We start from the raw sequence: 18965 nt of genomic DNA on the forward strand, positions 1-18965 counted from the left end.
GCGGTTAAAAACTAGTTTCTTTAACTAATACTATTTTGCTCAGTCTCGGTAGTTACTAAATTTTCGGGGCGGATAGCACTTGAATACAGATAGTTTTGTTCTTGCAAAATTACCATGAAATGGTATAATAGCGACTTTGATTTCATCCTAAATAATAGCCCTGATGTGCTTTCATTCCCTACTCTCTATTGTCTCGCATTGCTTTTCCTACAGTAACGTTTAGCTGTGCACCAATAAGCATGACTAAGGAAGTAAGATAAAGCCACAGCAGCAAAATGATAAAGGCTCCAATGGCACCATAGGTCAGGTCGTAGTTGCTGAAATGAGAAACATAAAGCCGAAACAAGCTGGAGAGTATAGCCCATAGTATCGCTGCAAAAACGGCTCCTGGCATAATGGGTGTGCGTTTTTGGCGACAGGTGGGACCGAAGCGGTAGACAAAGGCAAAGGCTGTCGAGACTATTCCCAAGGTGAGAGGCCATTTCCAATCTGGCCAAGCAGCTAGTAATTTTGACTGGAGCAAACAGTTTTGAACAGGCGGCTCAAACAAGCAATTCCCTACTTTATCCAGTGGACAATCAGGAACTGTCTCCAGCAGGCAACTTTGGCGAGCTAAGATTTCTACAATCTGGTCGCTGATTAAAACTGTTACAGAAGCAATAATTAGTAGTACGAGTGTGCCGATAGCTAAACCCAGAGCCACCAGCTTAGCTTGCCAAAATGGTCTTTTTTTGGCAATAGGAACTCGATGGATTTGATCAAGAGCTGCCATGGCTGCACCCAGGACTCCAGAAAAAATCCATAGCGACCCAAGGAAACTGAGGGAAAAAACCCTTTGGCTAGGAGTTATTGTAATTTGTTGAATTAAACTGCTAATTGTGTACCGCACTTCATCTGGTGCGAGCTCACCGAATAAACGTGCCATTTGGTAAAAACTGGAAGGCAAGAAGGATTCAAATAACCCCACAGCGCCAATAAGTGCTAGAATTCCAGGAAACAGAGCCAATGTGGCCTGATACGCCATTTCAGCCGAGAGACCGTGTAACCTTTGTTGAAAAATAAGGTAACCAACTTCTTTAATTGTTGCCCAGTTGAAATGTTGAAAGAATTTAAAAAAGCGAACAAGTCGTTTGAAGAACTTTCTCAGGAGAGCTAAAAAGACCCGAGACAATCCTATCCAAACCTTAGAGGCTATTTTAGTAGACCAGATTAGTAACCAGTGGGCTTTCGTGGCTCGGAAAACTTGCCCCAACTTTGCCAAATCAAGGTAGCGCAAGCATCGGAGAAAGTGGGTAAGTAGCATTGAGTGCTGGAGTGCTGGTGCAAGACTAACGCACTTACAACATAGACTATAGCCCTAACTGCTTTTAGTTACCCGAATTAGGACAGCGATTGCTGTGTCTTAGGTGCGACGTTTTTTGTGCTAACACTCCAGCATTTTAATTGGACTAGCCTCAGTAGATAGAAAAGTTTTGTTCAGGCTAGTTCAATTAGCTGGCTTTGCTATTTCTTCGGCTAAAGCTGAGTAATGGAGAGCGATATAGAGTGGGGAGTTAACAGGTATCTTTTTTTAGGTAACTCCGGGTCCAGTATTAACAAAAATAAAGTCCCGAACTACTTCTAGCACTTCTGGTACTATTTCATGCCCCATCTCAAATTCTTTGTAGTGCATCGGTGTTCCCTGCATGAGTAGATAATCTCTTAATCTATTGGCTGCACTTATCGGCACCACAGCATCTTGCTTACCATGGACAATTAGGACGGCAGGCAAAGGCGGCTCTAAATCTTGAGGTGTACGATGCAAATAGCCGCTCAGGGAAATCAAGCCAGCTAAAGGTAGGGTTAACCCGATATCAAGAGCCATGGCTCCTCCTTGGGAAAAGCCCCCCAGAATTGTGGATGAAAGGGGTACACCTGTAGTGCTTTCTAGAGACTGAAGCCAATTTCTCAATAGCTCTTGACTTTGTTCTAAACCCTGATAATCTTCTGTCTCCAGGTCGTACCACATCATGGCACCCGGAACCTCAGGGTGATTAAAAGGAGCATCGGGAAGCAGGAACTGGTAATTAGGCAGGTCTAAGGCTGGCACTAAAGGTGCAAAACTTCTAGCATTAGCCCCCCAACCATGCAAGAAAACCACCAAACCTGCTGGTGGCTGATTGGTTGCTGGCGGAATCGAAATAACTTCGAACGACAGAGGCTTACTCCTGAAAAATGCGACTCTTTACTGAGCAACATTGGCGAAGCTCTCATTCTAAAGGATAGGGAGACAATTGCCTAGCACTAAACAAAAAAGCTGAGTCACTAGAAAATTTACCAATCAGAAACGCTGGTAAAGCTGTCATGCCTGAGAATGATATGGCGGTCGCCGTCAAAGGTAATCGCGCCCTCACTCTTAAGCTTACCCAGAAGTCGCGTGATTGTGACCCGAGTAGTACCCACTGCGTTTGCTAAGTTCTGATGGGTGAGACGGACTCTAATACGAGTACCTTCTGTCACTGGGTGACCAATTTCTCGTTTCATCAGTAGTAGTAGTTGTTGCAAGCGATCTTCAACTCGGCGCTGACCCGAAATAGCTAGTAGTGCCTCCGTATGACCTATACGGCGCACCATTTGGGGCAAAACAAGCTGGGATAGGTGTCCTGAAGTACTAATTTCTTCCTGAGAAAACCACATGAGATGGACATCAGATAGAGCTATTGCCTGATAACTTTTGAGAAGGGAAAACCAACGACCAAAGAATGCCGAAGGCTCAACCCAACCTAGCCACACTTCTTCACCATTCTGGCAATAGGTACTCAGCTGCACTAGACCTCGACAAACTTGCCAGACTCCTTGTGGAACTAGAGGAATCTCTTCCCCTTGGGCATAAAGATGCAATCGGCGTCCTTGTGTAGTTTTGTACTGCTCACTTTCTAGGACTGCTCTATCAGCTTGGGGCATGAGATGTGAACTCTTTCAAGCTTTTCTAATTCAATGTAAGTTATGCAGGTAAAGACTAGGTAATCACCAGATTAAACTAATTGCAAAGCTACTTATTGGCATCTTCAGCACACTGGTAATCTGATGGAGAGGTTGGTTGTAGAACTGCCTGATAGAAGTCTTTTTTGGTCTGGGGATTGAGGTATTGCTGCTGAATAGGTCGCCATTCCTGCCACACCTGGTAACGGGTTTCGTTCCACAGAGCAGTAAGCGTTGGTAGTTGCTCTGTAATCTCTAAGTTGAGGGTATGTTTCAGAAATTTCGCTAAAACGAAACTGTCTTGAATATGACCCAAAATACTCTGGATTGCTTTGACCTGTTGGAGATGATTTTGATAATTAGCCTCGTAGAAGTCAGTAAATAGCTCCATTTGGTAACGCACTCGCTTGGCTTGTTTACGTAAGCTGTGAAGAGTGTCGTGATGAGTCTCCAAAAGATGCAGCACAATTTCTGAATTGAGAGCACTGGGAACTTCTATTTGTCCAGCGGCTAGTTTGACTCCTATCAGCCAACCTGGATGAAGAAAAAGTTTACTAACTGAAGGTAATAGTAAATCTGGCAATATATCTGCAATAGCAATCTCGGCTAGTTCTGAGTAAGTTGGTTGTTCAACATAGGCTTCAAGAGAACTCTTCAATTCTTGATAGCGTTGCTGGTCAAGGGTTGTTTTCACCCTTTCTAATGATTTGTGACGTTGCTTGCCAAGAGTTATCAAAGCTTTTTTGAGTGTATCTTGCTCTTGTATTGGTAGTACCGGAAGGTATTTATCAACGAGAGCTTCGTGTAGAACATCTAAATCCCTGAGATCTCCCAATTTTTGGGCAACTTTGGCAATCTCTTTTTCTTGGGCAGCTTTCGGTAAGTCTAAAGCTGGTGCAAAACCGGTAACTGCTGTGCGCAGACGCCTCATTCCAACGCGCATTTGGTGTAAAGCTTCCGGATCGGTGTCTTGGATTACATCAGTTTCGTGCTTAAATGTTTTCTGAAAATGTTTTTGAATCGCCAGATGCGCCCAATAACCAAAGGTCTTGGAGTCTAGTATTGTAGTGTTTGTCATGGTAGGAGATGCATTGCTTCGGAGGTTTAGCCTTTCAAGGTAACACACTCATTAATTGAGTAAGTTGGTAATGGTAGCTACTTGGGTTCGGACGGCGTAGCGTCTCACAAACTATTACCCCTAAGAGGGGAAACATAACTTAGTTCTCTCTCCTAGTGCTAAAGTCAGAGTGTTAGGTCAACTTAATTTTGTAACGGTGCCTTGCCGGCTCTGACATACAACCATTATCTTTAGATAGTAGGTTTTTTAGAAGTAGCTTCTTGCTGTTCGAGGGCAAATTATAATCAGAATGCTCAAGACTTTTGTTTTTGGTGTGCTTCTGTAGGATAACAACAGAGGCTTACCAGAAGAAGCCCTTTCTTTAAAGCAGGCTTAAGGACACACTTAATCACTACGCTGAACACAATCCTAATCCAACTGTATGACGCCGAGCCAAGACTTGGGAGAAGCAGTAAAGTCCACCAGGGCATTGAAGATAATAGAATTTTCCAGTTTGATGCCGAGACCTGGCTGGTATGAGAGGCGGCTTTGCTGGGAAGGTTTCTTGTAGCAGTTGCGATTTAGGAATTTGGTGAGTCAAAGCTGTAGATGACAGTTTCTTTTGCACCCCAGTGATACTCTCTCCAGAGGAGGTGACATCAGTTGAGTGGCTCGAAAGCTTCTTTATATCTAGCCCCCGCTTCGCGGACTCTATGAATTTCAGCTTTTTTAGACGAGAGTTCCGCTTACCTTAGCAAACCTTAAGCTATCCGTCTGGTAACAACTCACTGAGGTTGTATCTGTAAGACCACCATTAGCTTTTGAGATACTTAGGAAATCACGGGAGTGTTTTGCCAAGGTAACCATGGCACAACTTTTCAAAACAAGATACCATCAGGTCTTTTCTGTTGAGATTAGTGATAAGCCATCCTTAATAACCCTTTAGGCAGATTCAGATTCGAGTCAATTAAGCATTTAGAAGAAAGTACCTAATCCTGGAAGATTAAGGTAACCGACTGCTGCGATTTTTAGTAACAAAGTTTAGTTGACGGAATTATTTTTTAGTAATTGCTAACTAATCCTTGGCTAAAACTGGCTACAAATTTTTTATAAACAAATCAAGAAAAGCTCACCGTTACTACAGCTAAAGAAAATTAGACAATTTTTATGAAAGCAAGTGAATTTTCAAGTGAATCCCAGCTTTTAAGTCGCCATGAAACCGGAGAAAGAAGTTTTATCGGTGCCAAGCTAGTTGGAGCTGATTTGAGTGGTTTTGACCTAAATCGAATCAATTTAAGCGCTGCTTATCTTAAAGGCGCAAATTTGGCTAAGGCTAGGCTAATCAGAGCTAATTTGAGTGAAGCTGACCTAAGAGTTGCCAATCTTAAAAATGCCCAACTGATTGAGGCAATTTTCTCACGAGCTGATCTGAGTGAAGCAATCCTCAGTGAGGCTGATTTGAGTGGAGCTATCCTTAGTGGAGTCAACCTATCTGGAGCTGATTTAAGTTTTGCTAGCTTGATTGGAACGAGTTTTGTTGGTGCTAATGGCAAAGGAGCTTGCCTGAAAAAAGCTAACTTAACTGGAGCAACTCTTACTCGAGCTATTTTTATACGAGCTGATTTCAAAAAGGCAATTTTGACCAGAACAATTCTTAGTGAGGCTGATTTAAGCGGAGCAAACCTTACTAAAACAAATTTGGTGCGAGCTTATCTAAGTCGGGCAAGCTTGCAGATGGCAAATTTGGAAAGTGCGGACTTAAGTGAAGCTGATCTGAGGGGAGCTAATCTTAGTGGCGCTGATCTAAGAAGAGCTAATTTGTATGGGGCTAATCTTAGTGGTGCTAATCTGTGCGGTGCTGACCTTACCGAGGCAAATTTGCAAGAAGCCAGTCTCCATCTGGCAAGTTTGAAGGGACTGATCCTCAAGAAAGCCAACTTACGGGGTGCCCAACTGAGCAAAGCAAACCTGCCTAAAGCAAATTTATCTAAGGCAAATTTAGCAGGAGCCAATCTACTTGAGGCTGACTTACATGGTGCTAACCTAAGCCAAGCAAATCTGCTGCAAGCAGGTTTGTTGCTCACTTATCTAAGTGGGGCTAACCTCAGTGGTGCTAATCTGAGGGGCGCGAACTTGATTGGAGCCAACTTAAGTGGAACTAAACTAGATGGAGCCTTTTTGGAAGGGGCGATTATGCCTAACGGTGCAACCTATAGTCCAACTAACTGAATCTCACACGGCTATAGAGCAACTTTTTTCCTTAATTAAACTAGTATTTTCTTTCGTTAGACAAGTGCTATGGGCTGCGGTAGTTTCTTCGGAATAATCACGCGAGTGCGCTCCTGGATTGCGACCTCTCTGAGTGCTTGAGTAGCTAAGTTATTTTGCTCAGTTAAACGAGTATCCAAGATATTAACAAGGTCTGGCATTTCTTGATGGCAACGGCTGCAAAACCAGTAAATTCTGTTGTGGGAAATATGGCGCAGTAGGGTTGCCGATGAACTGCAAGGACACAGGTGTTTTTTATCCATGATTGACAATTACAGCAGAAACTACCCGTGACATCTGACTAGTCAGTAACGGAAGATTTGCTGCACCTCCATTTTGTTTGAACTAAAAAGTTTGATTTTTTTTTGGTAACTAAATTTATCAAATCTATTCGGTTGTTAATATCTATCTTGCGATAGGTTAAAGGTTATCATAAAGGCAAGATAGAGAAGTCATTAAGGTTTGTTAATCATTAAGTTTTCTATATTTAGAGTATGGTTTCTCTTCATCTTATCAATAAGCATCTGAGATCTACAGGATACTGATTATTTCATTAAAACTATTAGCAAATTCTGTTTTTCTGCTATAAGACAGATGTCGCACGGGGCAACAAGAGACTCCTAGAGTATTAAGACTTACTCATGCTGTTTTACCTACAGCAACGATAATCTCAGGGTTATTTAATTGAATTCATTACCCTCTTACTACCAATAGCCAAGGCTTCAAGATTACTATTTGTTGTAAATATTAATAGAAATAAGTTATTTCCTCTAATACAATTTCCACTTGAATCCTAGGAATATTGATTCAAAATATTGGCAGACAATAGAATCTTATTCTCTATTTTGAACGAATTGTGAGGCGCGCTCCCCCACCTCGGAACAGGTGGCAGGCTGGTTTCATACCAAGAGACAAAAAACTTGCTTGAGTTGATTGAAAAAAGTGCGTAAGATAGCCCAATTGACAGATGCATTGCCGCCACAACGAGGTGGCTCATTTCGGAGAAAGTAACATCTTTAACCCAATGCAAGCGATTTTCAATTCCCCAATGTCCCACGATATCAGCTGTAATTCATGTCTACGTCCACGAACGTGTCGATAGGCTGGAATTTGTTGGAATTGTTCAATGAGATTCATCATTGAATAACATTACATCCTCAAATACCCTCTCTCAATATTTTGATTTTTATGCCGTTATCTGAAACCACCCTGCCCTTTTTCTAAAAGGGGGAGTGTCAAACACACTGAATCCAACCGAAAAATGTAAGGTAGGGTTCAATTTCTTGGTTTTCACTATCAGGCAGTTCGTAGTAGGAAAGTACGTCTCTAAACAAGGATTTAAGACCATCATTACCCCATCCAAAGATGCGATAAAGTTACACATCCTAAAGATAGGAGCCATCATTGAACAGCACAAAAGCGCTCGTTTGGGAGAGCTTATAGCGAAACTTAACCCAGTCATTTATTAGGGGACGGAGCAAGTCTCAAAGGGGGCAATGTAGCAAGGAAACTTTCTCAAGGTGTGACTACATCATTGATCAATAACTGAGAGGATGGGCAAGTCGTTCTATTACTAAGGGCAGAGGGAAAGGAAGAATAGCTAAAGATTGAAGCTTTAAGACCAAGCCAAAATGCAGCCCGCAATCTGTAGCCTTGATCTCCTCTCCCCCTCCCCTGCATTTTGCGTTTAGGTGGAATCAGCTAATATATCAAAGCAAAAGCACATCGCAACAACTCAGGGAAACACCGGTGCAAATCCGGGGCTGTGCGGCAGCTGTAAAGGTTAGTGAGAACTGCCAAGAGTCAACTTCACATCCTTACCTCAAGTTATCCTCCTGAGCCAGAACACCTGTTTGTTGCTTGTCCACTCTATTTCCTGCCTTGCACAGGAAGGAGCTTTAAACTAAATGACTGCTACCAATACAAACCCCATAACCAATGTTTCACCTGCGTTGCCACCCTTACCGTTGCAACTTCCTTTACTTATGATTGGTCATGGCACCAGAGATGAGCAAGGACGTCAGACTTTTATAGATTTTGCCAAGGCTTACTACGCCCTAGACCAGTCACGACCAGTAGTACCTTGTTTTTTGGAACTGACGGGCCCGACAATTCAGGAAGGAGTAGACCAGTGTGTAGAAAAAGGCTATACAGAGCTTGCAGCATTGCCGATTTTACTGTTTGCAGCTCGGCATAACAAGTTTGACGTTACCAACGAGCTAGATTTAGCAAAAAAGAGACATCCTCAGCTAAAGCTTCACTACGGGCGTCATTTTGGCATGGCCCATGGGATTGTAGACCTATGGCACAGACGGCTTGCTGAACTTGACCAGTCTTTAGAGCAGCAGGAAAGCAAGGGAGAATCCTCAATCCCAGACCGAAAAGATACGGTATTGCTATTTGTGGGTAGAGGTTCGAGTGATCCTGATGCTAACGGCGATGTCTATAAAATGGCTCGCATTCTCTGGGAAGGCAGTGGCTACAAAACTGTTGAGACGTGCTTTATTGGCATCACTCATCCCCGCCTAGAAGAAGGTTTCCTTCGTGCTCGCTTTTACCAACCTCAGCGGATTATTGTATTGCCGTACTTCCTCTTTACTGGTGTCTTGGTAAAAAAGATTTTCGACATTACTGCACAGCAACAAGAAAAATATCCCAACATTTCCATGACCTGTCTCCCAGAAATGGGTATCCATCCTCAGTTACTATCTGTTATGAGGGAGCGAGAAATTGAAGCTCAATTGGGACAGGTACAGATGAATTGCGAGATGTGTAAATTTCGACTTGCTGCCAAAGATGTGGGTCACGATCACTCCCATGACCATCACCACAATCATGGACATCACCACCACAATGCTCCTGACCCTTATGCAGATTTAGGACAATACCATCAGCGGATTTGGCAAGCCCCATAGGGTATGAAGCGTTGCATGATCAGGGTATGAATAGGGGACAAGGAGGACTAGGGAGACAAAAATTTCTCATCAGACTGTAACTATGCAACGCTAACAGTGGGAAGGTTGAAAGTTGAATCTTGGGAAGGTAGCTTGACAAGCTTCTAAACTAAAGATGAGGACATTCAACTTACGCGCCTTGGGCATTTGGTATGCCTGAGGCGCAACGCATGTTAAGTAAATTTTGGGTTTTTGAGCGACTTATGTCTAAAGAATTTAATGTTGGCGATCGCGTCCGCTTGGTTAAACAACTACGCTATGTCAAGACGGCTGAACCAATGCCAATGTTGCGCCCCCCTGATGTGGTTAGCCTTGGAGAAGAAGGGGTTATTCTTGATCGTCGTCCTGGAGGATATTGGGGCGTTCGGTTCCCTAAGGGCGCTTTTTTAATGGAGACTCAAGACCTTGAAGCAGTGGCTTCCTCCATCGATTCCGAACAGGCTGGAAATTCACCAGAATCTTCTTTATCTGAGTAAATCGCTATTTTCTATCATAAAGCCCATTTTGAAACCAGCTCCATTGGCTGGCAGCTAAGGCTAAAGTTTGGATTAATAGCTTAATTTCATTGTTAATTTAGTGCTTTTAATTAAATTAACAGCTCATTGTCAATGAATCGAGCTTTCTCTTTAAGAGACTACCGTGGTATGTCTGAGGAGCAATCCCATAATATTTAAGAGCGACGATAGCGACGATAAATAACGGTTTATATGATTAGGTATTGTTATGGCTATAAATTTAAATTAGGAAAAACTTTTCGTCCATCGCCCATATCAGTAAAGCTTACATCTGGATACCAATAAGAGACCATGGTAAATTACAAGCAATTTTCTTAAGTACTCAATGCCTCTGGTTTTTTCCTGGATAAGTGTTAACGCTAACCTAGCCCAATCATAAGGATCGCCTATATCTGGACATTTGTGTACGTTCAAACGATACTAACTGATAAAAATCCGGAAAAAAGAAATTTACACAGTAAGTACTAACGTGTTTGTCAAATATATAGATACAGACTCACTAGTTTACCAGATTTGATTCTGTAATAATGCTCAATCTTAACCTTCTGAGCCTACATTGGGGAATTAATTTTTACAACTTCCTTCAGGATCTTGGTATTGCCAACCCCAGGGGCACCGGGTGGCTGGCAGTGTTGTTCACCTTCGCCTTAGCAGCAGGAGTGACTTGGCATTTCATTCCCGCAGTACGCTCTTTTGCCCTAAAAGTCGGCTGGGCAGACCAGCCTAACTCGCGACGACTCAACCGAGAACCGTTGCCTAACGCCGGAGGTTTGGCAATCTATGCTGGGATGGTTGCTGCTCTGATATTAGCTACTTTGTTGAGACCAATTGTTCTGGAAGCTGTCTTGGCTCAGGTGCTGACAATTCTACTGGGGGGTTCAATCTTAGTTCTGGTGGGTTTTATTGATGATCAGTTTGGTTTACCACCCCTGTTTCGTCTGTGGACTCAGATTATTTCGGCACTTTTGCTAGTTGCGAGTGGCACTAGCATTGAGGTTTCTTTAGGTACTCCTCTTGATCCACTGCTCTCTACTTTGCTGACAGTACTTTGGGTCGTGGGGATTACCAACGCGATCAATTTGATGGATGGCATGGATGGCCTAGCAGTCGGAGTCAGTTTTATCGCCGCGATGAGCCTGTTAGCGGTTTCTGCTCAGTTTCCTACTCGCGCGGCGGCAACATTGCTCCTAGCAGCCTTGGGTGGTTCTGCACTTGGTTTTTTGCGGCATAACTTTCATCCCTCCCGTATCATTCTCGGAGATGCTGGAGCCTACTTTTTCGGCTACGTACTGGCTGCTACTAGTATTCTCGGCAACTTAAAAGTTAGTACGGTATTCGCCCTCGTACCCCCGGTTCTCTTTTTACTTTTGCCGGTACTCGATACCACCCAGGTATTCGTGCGACGGTTGATAGCAGGAAAAAACCCTCTGACAACCCCTGGTAAAGACCATCTTCATCATCGGTTACTTGCCTTGGGTTTATGTCAACGCCGTGCTGCTTTAACCCTTTGGACAATTGCTTTACTGTTTAATTCCTTGGCGATGAAACTGCAAGGTATGAGCAACTTAGTCATCCATTTCACTACTGGCAGCATTATCATTTTGTTAGCATTTGCTGTTTGGCAAAGGATGCGGGCAATGCGACGTTAATAATACCTCAGGGAAAACTATGAGCCAATAATAGTAAATTAAACAACTAACCAAATTGTATCCAAATTTAATTCTGTCTAATTGGGACAGCATTTTACAAAAAATGATGCTTTATGGGCTACGGCAGATTTTTTCTGAGCAAGAGGCAGATTTTTTGATTATCTTTACAGTAATTTAATATTTTAATTGATAAATTACTTCACACTTTCTGTCTCAACTATTGGTTAAGCTAGGAGTAAGACAGAAACATATCAAGAATAGAGGAAGTTTAATGAGCGCTGTTTCTGGGCTGATTTCCAAAAGACTTAGTTGGCCAACAATTACCATGTTTGCCTTGGGCTTTTGGCTGAGTAGCAGCCTAATTTTAGACTTAGTAATTATGCCTAGTTTATCGGCAGCTGGCATGATGAGTCAAAGTGGTTTTGCCGCAGCAGGTTATTCAATTTTTTCGATTTTTAACCGCGTTGAGTTGCTGTGTGCTGGTCTAATACTAACAAGTCTTTTAGCGTTGCGTGGCACCTCAAATCTTTATCGCCATGTCAGACGCTGGTCTATTTTCTTCTCCCTACTTTTGCTGGCAATCGCACTTATTTATACCTACATAATGACACCGCAAATGAGCGGTTTGGCTGTACAGCTGAACTCTTGGGAGCCAGTAAATAGTATGCCACCGGGAATGGTGCAGATGCATGAGGGTTACTGGCTGCTAGAAACTATCAAGTTAGCCTTAGGAACCTTAATGCTTGGCTGGTGCTACCGAGATCAACGCACTCTTGCTTAAGCAGAAAATAAACAGGAAAAGCTCCTCATCATTGGTGGGGAGCTTTTTTTAGTTACCTATCTCTAGCCAGAAGTCAAATTTCCTCTGAGTAGGTTATTCTATCCACCAATAACCAATACCGCCCACCTGATTCTCCGGAGATTCGCCTAGAGGTAGGTAATTTCGCCAAAGTCGCTCTCATTTTATGAAAACAAGGCCTCACAGTTATCGAAGTAAATACTTGCGTCGTTTCCCGGTTTTAATCTTGGTAAGTGGACTTTTTTTTGCTGCCGTTCCGGTGGGAATAGCCCAGAATGAAGTACCACTAGTGCCAGCTACTGAAAATCCTACCCCTGCAAGTAACCAAAATGATGGGCTGTATTTTGCTGATGTTTTGGTTAGAGGCCGACCCATCTTCCAAATTGGCAGTGTCTCGGAACTGACGGCTAGACAACGAGCGCAAATTATTAATCGACGTGTCAACACAATGTTGGCACAATCTGAGCAACTAGGGCAGGTAGTCGTTAAACCGGACAATCCTCGGCAAGTTGCCACTTTGCGGTTGAATAACCGGGTATTAATGACGGTAACTCAGCAAGATGCCCAAGACTTCGGTTTATCCGTAGAAGCCTTAGCTGACAGATGGGCAAATCAACTCAATGAGGCTATTGAAAAGCCCCCCTTGGCGATTGATGTAGGGCAAAGAATGTACGGTACAGTGCAGCAATTGGCACGGGACACAATTGGTAACTTGCCTTCTTTTTTAGGCGCAATAGTGGTACTTGTTGTTACCTGGGGTGTGGCTAGAGTGATGCGCTTTGTCGCTTTCCGTTGGGCGCAACGAACGGAAGGAGACCACAATACAGAAATACTTATCGGACGCCTTGGCTATGGAGGCGTTTGGGTACTGGGTTGTGTGGTTGCTTTGGGTGTTTTAGGACTCGACTTTGGTGCTTTACTAGGAGCATTGGGACTAACCAGTGTGGCAATTGGTTTTAGTCTCAAAGATGTTTTGAGTAACTACATTTCTGGCGTTATTTTGTTGGCGGCCCGACCCTTTGGGATCAATGATCAGGTGGTGATTGGTGACTATGAAGGAACGATCACTCAAATCGATCTGCGGGCAACAACAATCCGGACTTATGATGGGCGTTTAGTTTATATTCCCAATCAAGAAGTATTTGAAGCGAGCATCATTAATAATACGGCTTCGCCGCGCCGTCGTAGTGAGATTTTAGTGGGCATTGACTATGACGCAGATATCACCGCCGCTAAACGAGTGATTAAAAATGCGATCGAAACAGTTCAGGAGGTAGAAAAAGACCCACCTCCGGAAATACTTGTCCGGGAACTAGCTGCTAGCACCGTGAATCTGGAAGTGCGCTTTTGGGTAGACTCACGACGAGCAGGTTTTTTGGCGATGACCAGCAAGGTTACCCAAGAAATTAAAGAGGCACTACAACAGGCTGGTATTGAAATGCCTACCGACATCTACACCCTGGTGTTTCGTAACCCTCCTATTCAGACTCAGATCCCAACCGACGCTGATCAAGTTGAGCAAGTGGATGGTAATTCTCGATTAGTGCTGCCTCGCAACGAGTCAGTTTAAGAACTCAGTCCTAATTCTTCGCATCGGAAGGCCACAGCAGGCGTACTGCCATTAGCGCAAAGCCAATTGCCGCGATCGCTTTGAGTACTCGAATGGAGAATAACTGGGCTACTCCTCCTCCCGCTAGTACTCCTAGAAAGCTCGCTAATAATAGTGCACTTACCGCGCCCAAAAACACAGCACGAGGAGACTGGAGACTACCACTTAAGGCAATGGCAGCAAGTTGGCTCTTGTCTCCAATTTCTGCCAAAAATACTGTAATGAAACTTAATCCGAGAAGTTGCCAGTCCATAATTATCAATTGCAGGTTGGATGGTCGGATGGTCGCAGGTTGGGGAATTTGCGATTAGCTACCAATCTGAACTACATCCCACAACAGCATGACAGAGATAAATAGTAACAGGGCCCCTGCTGCTGTTTCTAAAGTTTTTGGGGCAAGTCGCTTAGCTAGCCAGTGACCAATTAGTACTCCTAGTAAACTGGTAGCAATTAGAGCAGCAGCAGCACCAGCAAACACAATCCAGGGAGACTGAGATTGAGCGGTAATTAGCAGCGTGGCTAGCTGAGTTTTGTCACCCATCTCTGCCAGAAAAATTGTCAAAAAAGTGGAACTAAAGATGCTCCATTGGCTCCAACTGGGTTTCTCGACTGGTTCAGGACTAAAAGGAGGAGTCACCGGATTCTGGCTTGCAGACTCTGAAGGCTGCTCCCTATCTTTCAATTCTGGCGGGAGTAATGTCGGGGATACGCTCAAAATAGGGCTGACTGGAGAGGGATCAGAAAGTTTCACAAGCAGTTAGAAGCAAAGAGCAATAAATTTCATATTTCATTCATTTTCTCAAAAGTCTACAGAAAATACCAACCTTGGAGAATCCGAGGTGGATTAAACGCCGACTTCTCGGTCAAAGCGGAGCATTTCCAGGCTTTGATCACCGTAAACTCCAGCAATCTGCTCACGGCAACATTCCACCGCGAAGTCGTTCACTTCCGGGGCTGCTACGCCGAACATATCCTCAAAAACCTTGGGTTCGACGCGGCAGAAGCGAGGTCTATCTTGGTAAATTAGGCATTCGCGGGTAGTGTGGTCGAAATTCACACACCACCCATCCACACCCACCATACTCAGATAAAGCTCTAGTTCTTGTGGCGAAAGATACTGTTCTAGGTCGGGACGCTCTGTGGGGTCAAGATGACAGCAGGCACCACATTGCTTTACACAACGCCAAGTTGCCATTACTCTAAACAGGGGCTAAAAATTAAGGGCATATCTAGCTTAGCCAGTTTTCGAGTCGGACGGATTTTATCTCACTTTAATTACATTTTATAGACTTTTGTAAAGTTAATTAAAAAAATTGGGCGAATACCTTGTAAGATTTAATAAATAAATTTCTGTTCAACCATCAAATTTTTGGGCTTAACTAGGGAGGGCAAATAAGATATGAATTGGGAAGTAATTGCTCAGCTAACCATGCTAGCGCTGATCGTAGTTGCTGGACCAGCAGTTATTTTTGCATTAGCTGCTCTTAAAGGCGACCTTTAATCGAGATTCAAATCATAGAGTTGAAGGTTGGGGGTTGCGGGTTCAAAGTTTGTCAGGTCTAATAGAAAGACCGCTACTGCTACTTCAATGAGACCCGCTGTAATGACAACCAAGTGGTTTTCAAGGATAGCGGGTTAATTTTAGAATGTTATTGCTAACTGCACTTTGGTAGAGAGTAGAACCCATCCCTGACTTTTCAACTATTTAGGTAATCTTCAAGGCACGAGTTGCCGCTTTAATCAATTGATAATAGGGAGGTTGGGTAACATTAACCTCTTCAGAATTTTCCCGTTGAGTACCCAAAAGTCCGATTCTTTGCCCTTTCTCAATTGCCAGGACTATACCTTCGGAGTTTTTAATTCTTAATTCCTTTAAAGACGCCGATAAGCTACAAATGTAGCGGTGTTCATTGTAATAAAATTCGGCTTTTTTGGTTCCAGAAGTGTTGGAATTAGCAGCGGGTAAACGAATACCAACTAACTCCAACTCAATATTAGTCTTGCCATTCCAGCTATTTTCTCGTAGTTTGTAGGCGATATCTATTTGCTGTGGTAGAGGAAAATATTCGCCCCAACGCCAAGCGACGCCCTTGAGCACAACTGGTTGATTATCCTGATTTAGAGTGAGTTTCAAGTGTCCCTTGCCAACAATCCTTTGCTCAACCACTCGGACATTATGTGTCCAAAAAACTGGGTCAGGGTTGCCAATGCCACAGGGATGGAGAATGTCAAGTTGCTGGTATAACTCGGTAGTAATTTGATTAAAGTCTAAGGCAGTATCAATAGTCACCAAAGGCTTAAGGTGTTCTGGTTGGAGGCACTGATGAGCAAAGTGGCTGAGAGAAGTCCGAAATGCTTCTAAGTTGTCGGTGGGTAAAGAAAAACCTCCCGCAGCTTGATGTCCGCCAAATTTTCCTAACAAATCGTGACAAAACTGTAGTGCCTCGAAGACGTTAAATTCAGGTATACCTCTAGCTGAACCACGAATATGTTGCTTGTCTTCTCCTTCGTAGGTGCCGATGAATACCGGAGTGCCGTAGCGTTCTACCAGTCGAGAAGCAACAATACCAATCACTCCATGATGCCAGTCTGGTTGTACAATAACTAACACTCGCTCCTGTTGCCAATCTAGTTGAGACTGCTCAATAAACGCGATCGCTTCTTGTTCAATTTCCTCGCATAGTTGCCGACGCTGCTGATTAATTTGCTCGCACTGCATTGCCCTTTCTAAGGCTATTCCCTGGTCAGTTGTTGTTAGTAGTTCAATGACAATCTGGGGGTCTGCGATACGGCCAATAGCATTAATTCTGGGTCCAAGTTTAAAGCCTATGTCTTCCGGCTTTAAAGCTTTTTGGTCTTCACTTACTCCAGACATTTGGATCAGGGCTTGTACACCTGCCAATTGAGACTGAGGTAATAGCATTAAACCTCGCTGCAACCAACGCCGGTTAATGCCGATTAGAGGTGCTAAATCGGCAATCGTTCCGAGAGTAAATAATTCTAATAGTGGCTTAGTTAGCCCCTGAAGTTTACCTAATTCTTGGGCGAGAGAAACTGCCAAAATGTAAGCCACGCCCACACCCGCAATTCCCCGGTAAACAGAAGATTCCGGAAGTTGTTTGGGGTTAAGAATGGCATCCGCATCTGGCAGTTGCGGTGGTAGGTCGTGATGGTCAGTAATAATGATGGTCAGACCTAATTCTACTGCTCGTGCGATCGCACTATGGGCACAAATACCATTATCTACCGTCAGAATCAAAGCCACACCTTCGGCGGCGAATTCTTCAACAATGCGCTCATTGATGCCATAGCCGTCCTTCATGCGGCTGGGAATGGCATAGTCTACATCTGCGCCCAACCAACGCAATGCCCGAATTAATAAGGCTGTGCTGGTCATCCCATCGGCATCGTAGTCTCCACAGATGGCAATTTTTTGTTGATCAGTGATCGCTTCTTTGAGCATCTCTACACTGATGGCTAGATCAGGAAATTCATCTATGGGTGCAGGCATCACCTGGGAGAGGGGATTTAAGTAAACCTGTGCCTGTTGAGGTGTTTCAATGCCTCGGTTGATTAGTATCTGACTCAGTAGCGGTGAAATTGCTGTCGCTTGTGCCAGTTGGTGGGCTTTTTCTGTCTGTGCCGATGCTATGTGCCACCGCTGATTGGGCAATTTTTGAGGGGATGGGAAGGAGTCAGAGTTAGGTCTACTTACCACGCGAAAAGTTGACTAAATTTATTGGGAGCTACCGATAGTCTACAGCAGCCAGCTCCAGGAACTCGAACTAATAAGTATCAGAGAACATGGTTAATGGGACTTAGACAGATTTCAAGCCCAAACAAAGCCCAAAGCAGCTTTGTGAGCAAAGAATACGTCCCGATTGTGGTTCAACCACTCCATAAAACGGAAAGACATCGCTGTCCGAAACGCCTCTAATGCTTCAGTAAAGGTGTTTAAAGGTTTCGATGCCCAACGCCGTCTTAATCCTCCGGTTAAAGTGTGCCATAAAATAAATGTATAGGCACAAAACACAAGCATGAAATGTCTTATCAGGCTTCTATAATCTCTGACTTGATATTCAGATAAACCCAACCAGCCTTTGGCTTCCCGATAGAAAACTTCTACCCAATTTCTTTGAGAGTAGGTAGTTACTATCCAATCGGCTGTGGCTTTTGTTGATTCAACATTGGTAATAAAATAGTCAACATCACTAGCTTGGTCGAAGGTTGAGGCATTCATGACGATAGCAATTGTTCTCTTTCCTTCAAGCTGTGAGAGTTCAACTTCTACAGGAGCCACCCAAACGGTTTTCAGTTTATCTAGATTGATTTGAACAGGGGTAAAATCTTTTGGCGACAAGGATTCGGCTAACTTATCTAGGCGAATCTCTTCTCGTTGACTTATCCCTATTTCAATTATCACCTTACGGTTTTTGGCTAATCCTCCTATATACTTGAGTTTCCTTTTTTCCAGTTCCAGCAAAAACGTTGTGTTATTTCCATACCCAGCATCAATTAATACGATACCCGGTCGATATCCTCTGTTCATGCTGCGGTCAATTAATGCTAAGCCTAACTCCGGCTTTTTCTGGAATTCAATATCTTTTTTTCCTTCAGCTAAAGAACTAGCGTGTTGAGATAACTCTATATCTAACGGTAGGCTTTTTTTCCCATCATATAGATGAGTTGTTACCACTACTATTCCGTTGTCTGTCTTCCCGATTTCTCCAATGTACTGTCGTCCTACTCCCGCCGTGAAATTGCCACTTTTCCTATGTCCTGAGTCATCTACAATTAACGTGAATCCTCTACTTATTCGGGTTGGGCTACACTGATTCATCACCAGTAGACGCCGCTCATTTACCTGTTGAGCATTCCAGGGGGCTTCCGTTAAAAAATGATGTAATCGGTGGTAAGTCACTCCCACCGCGTTATCCGCCATTTGAGACAGGTTTTTTCCTTCACTTTCCCCTAATAATCCCCCAATATAGTTCCTAAACTCCCTTTTTTGCGCTTGATGTCTCCAGACATCATCAAAGCGTTTGCACCATCTATCGAAGCAAGGAGGCATGGCGGCGGGGGTTGTCTCTTTCCTGTCTTACACTCTAATGTCAAATGGCTGCCATGCCTAAATTATACCTTTATTAACTCTT

The 18965-nt window shown here is 43.6% G+C and carries 17 protein-coding genes and 1 riboswitch; of the genes, 7 read left to right on the top strand and 10 right to left on the bottom strand.

Features of this window, described 5'->3' with window-relative positions:
* Positions 1 to 178 precede the first annotated feature (178 nt).
* The 4 genes from ACT7WV_RS18965 to ACT7WV_RS18980 all read right to left on the bottom strand — a co-directional run bounded on the left by ACT7WV_RS18965 (position 179) and on the right by ACT7WV_RS18980 (position 4039).
* Positions 179 to 1171 carry a YihY/virulence factor BrkB family protein gene (locus ACT7WV_RS18965; protein WP_445105688.1) on the bottom strand — a complete coding sequence of 331 codons (993 nt, stop codon included), beginning with the start codon at positions 1169 to 1171 and terminating at the stop codon, positions 179 to 181.
* A gap of 399 nt (positions 1172 to 1570) precedes the next feature.
* Complete coding sequence (locus tag ACT7WV_RS18970; RefSeq protein WP_445105689.1) at positions 1571 to 2197, bottom strand: alpha/beta hydrolase; 627 nt, start codon at positions 2195 to 2197, stop codon at positions 1571 to 1573.
* A gap of 116 nt (positions 2198 to 2313) precedes the next feature.
* Complete coding sequence (locus tag ACT7WV_RS18975) at positions 2314 to 2943, bottom strand: Crp/Fnr family transcriptional regulator (RefSeq protein ID WP_445104387.1); 630 nt, start codon at positions 2941 to 2943, stop codon at positions 2314 to 2316.
* Between the two features lie 88 nt (positions 2944 to 3031).
* A complete protein-coding gene (locus tag ACT7WV_RS18980; protein ID WP_445104388.1) occupies positions 3032 to 4039 on the bottom strand; it encodes a CHAD domain-containing protein in 1008 nt (335 codons plus the stop codon).
* Positions 4040 to 5185: 1146 nt separating this feature from the next.
* Between ACT7WV_RS18980 and ACT7WV_RS18985 the strand changes: the two genes are divergently transcribed.
* The gene (locus ACT7WV_RS18985) at positions 5186 to 6247 is read left to right on the top strand and encodes a pentapeptide repeat-containing protein (RefSeq protein ID WP_445104389.1); all 1062 of its coding nucleotides are present in this window, start codon (positions 5186 to 5188) and stop codon (positions 6245 to 6247) included.
* Between the two features lie 56 nt (positions 6248 to 6303).
* Here the strand turns inward: ACT7WV_RS18985 and ACT7WV_RS18990 are convergent, their stop codons facing one another.
* Positions 6304 to 6549 (bottom strand): hypothetical protein, encoded by a 246-nt coding sequence (locus ACT7WV_RS18990; protein WP_445104390.1) that lies wholly within the window; start codon positions 6547 to 6549, stop codon positions 6304 to 6306.
* 1422 nt (positions 6550 to 7971) lie between these two features.
* A riboswitch (cobalamin riboswitch) is annotated at positions 7972 to 8157 on the top strand.
* Between the two features lie 36 nt (positions 8158 to 8193).
* Here ACT7WV_RS18990 and ACT7WV_RS18995 point away from each other — a divergent pair.
* The 5 genes from ACT7WV_RS18995 (at position 8194) to ACT7WV_RS19015 (ending at position 13773) form a co-directional block, all read left to right on the top strand.
* The gene (locus tag ACT7WV_RS18995; RefSeq protein ID WP_445104391.1) at positions 8194 to 9201 is read left to right on the top strand and encodes a sirohydrochlorin chelatase; all 1008 of its coding nucleotides are present in this window, start codon (positions 8194 to 8196) and stop codon (positions 9199 to 9201) included.
* 242 nt (positions 9202 to 9443) lie between these two features.
* Entirely contained in the window at positions 9444 to 9716 is a 273-nt protein-coding gene (sipA, locus tag ACT7WV_RS19000) for a regulatory protein SipA (protein WP_445104392.1), read from the top strand.
* Between the two features lie 602 nt (positions 9717 to 10318).
* Positions 10319 to 11404 carry an MraY family glycosyltransferase gene (locus tag ACT7WV_RS19005; protein ID WP_463424275.1) on the top strand — a complete coding sequence of 362 codons (1086 nt, stop codon included), beginning with the start codon at positions 10319 to 10321 and terminating at the stop codon, positions 11402 to 11404.
* A gap of 271 nt (positions 11405 to 11675) precedes the next feature.
* A complete protein-coding gene (locus ACT7WV_RS19010) occupies positions 11676 to 12185 on the top strand; it encodes a hypothetical protein (protein ID WP_445104394.1) in 510 nt (169 codons plus the stop codon).
* Positions 12186 to 12369: 184 nt separating this feature from the next.
* Positions 12370 to 13773, top strand: a complete 1404-nt coding sequence (locus tag ACT7WV_RS19015; RefSeq protein WP_445104395.1) for a mechanosensitive ion channel family protein — start codon at positions 12370 to 12372, stop codon at positions 13771 to 13773.
* Between the two features lie 10 nt (positions 13774 to 13783).
* Here the strand turns inward: ACT7WV_RS19015 and ACT7WV_RS19020 are convergent, their stop codons facing one another.
* From ACT7WV_RS19020 to ACT7WV_RS19030, 3 genes are all read right to left on the bottom strand, one after another.
* On the bottom strand, positions 13784 to 14065 hold the full coding sequence (locus tag ACT7WV_RS19020) for a TMEM165/GDT1 family protein (protein WP_445104396.1): 282 nt from the start codon (positions 14063 to 14065) through the stop codon (positions 13784 to 13786).
* 54 nt (positions 14066 to 14119) lie between these two features.
* Positions 14120 to 14449, bottom strand: coding sequence for a TMEM165/GDT1 family protein (locus tag ACT7WV_RS19025; protein ID WP_463424186.1), 330 nt, complete (start codon positions 14447 to 14449; stop codon positions 14120 to 14122).
* 207 nt (positions 14450 to 14656) lie between these two features.
* Entirely contained in the window at positions 14657 to 15007 is a 351-nt protein-coding gene (locus ACT7WV_RS19030) for a YkgJ family cysteine cluster protein (RefSeq protein WP_445104398.1), read from the bottom strand.
* 204 nt (positions 15008 to 15211) lie between these two features.
* On the opposite strand from ACT7WV_RS19030, the gene psb30 reads away from it, so the two are divergent.
* Entirely contained in the window at positions 15212 to 15313 is a 102-nt protein-coding gene (gene psb30, locus ACT7WV_RS19035) for a photosystem II reaction center protein Ycf12/Psb30 (protein WP_445104399.1), read from the top strand.
* A gap of 204 nt (positions 15314 to 15517) precedes the next feature.
* Here psb30 and recJ read toward each other — a convergent pair whose 3' ends face one another.
* Positions 15518 to 17485 (bottom strand): single-stranded-DNA-specific exonuclease RecJ, encoded by a 1968-nt coding sequence (gene recJ, locus ACT7WV_RS19040; protein WP_445104400.1) that lies wholly within the window; start codon positions 17483 to 17485, stop codon positions 15518 to 15520.
* A 156-nt stretch (positions 17486 to 17641) separates the two neighbouring features.
* Positions 17642 to 18883 (bottom strand): IS701 family transposase, encoded by a 1242-nt coding sequence (locus tag ACT7WV_RS19045; protein ID WP_445101212.1) that lies wholly within the window; start codon positions 18881 to 18883, stop codon positions 17642 to 17644.
* Positions 18884 to 18965 lie beyond the last annotated feature (82 nt).

Source organism: Symploca atlantica LB2515 (assembly GCF_052546295.1).

Coding starts and splice junctions, on each gene's coding strand:
- ACT7WV_RS18975 (WP_445104387.1), bottom strand. CDS start 2,943: ATGCCCCAAGCTGATAGAGCAGTCCTAGAAAGTGAGCAGTACAAAACT.
- ACT7WV_RS18980 (WP_445104388.1), bottom strand. CDS start 4,039: ATGACAAACACTACAATACTAGACTCCAAGACCTTTGGTTATTGGGCG.
- ACT7WV_RS18985 (WP_445104389.1), top strand. CDS start 5,186: ATGAAAGCAAGTGAATTTTCAAGTGAATCCCAGCTTTTAAGTCGCCAT.
- ACT7WV_RS18990 (WP_445104390.1), bottom strand. CDS start 6,549: ATGGATAAAAAACACCTGTGTCCTTGCAGTTCATCGGCAACCCTACTG.
- ACT7WV_RS18995 (WP_445104391.1), top strand. CDS start 8,194: ATGACTGCTACCAATACAAACCCCATAACCAATGTTTCACCTGCGTTG.
- sipA (WP_445104392.1), top strand. CDS start 9,444: ATGTCTAAAGAATTTAATGTTGGCGATCGCGTCCGCTTGGTTAAACAA.
- ACT7WV_RS19010 (WP_445104394.1), top strand. CDS start 11,676: ATGAGCGCTGTTTCTGGGCTGATTTCCAAAAGACTTAGTTGGCCAACA.
- ACT7WV_RS19015 (WP_445104395.1), top strand. CDS start 12,370: ATGAAAACAAGGCCTCACAGTTATCGAAGTAAATACTTGCGTCGTTTC.
- ACT7WV_RS19020 (WP_445104396.1), bottom strand. CDS start 14,065: ATGGACTGGCAACTTCTCGGATTAAGTTTCATTACAGTATTTTTGGCA.
- ACT7WV_RS19030 (WP_445104398.1), bottom strand. CDS start 15,007: ATGGCAACTTGGCGTTGTGTAAAGCAATGTGGTGCCTGCTGTCATCTT.
- psb30 (WP_445104399.1), top strand. CDS start 15,212: ATGAATTGGGAAGTAATTGCTCAGCTAACCATGCTAGCGCTGATCGTA.
- ACT7WV_RS19045 (WP_445101212.1), bottom strand. CDS start 18,883: ATGCCTCCTTGCTTCGATAGATGGTGCAAACGCTTTGATGATGTCTGG.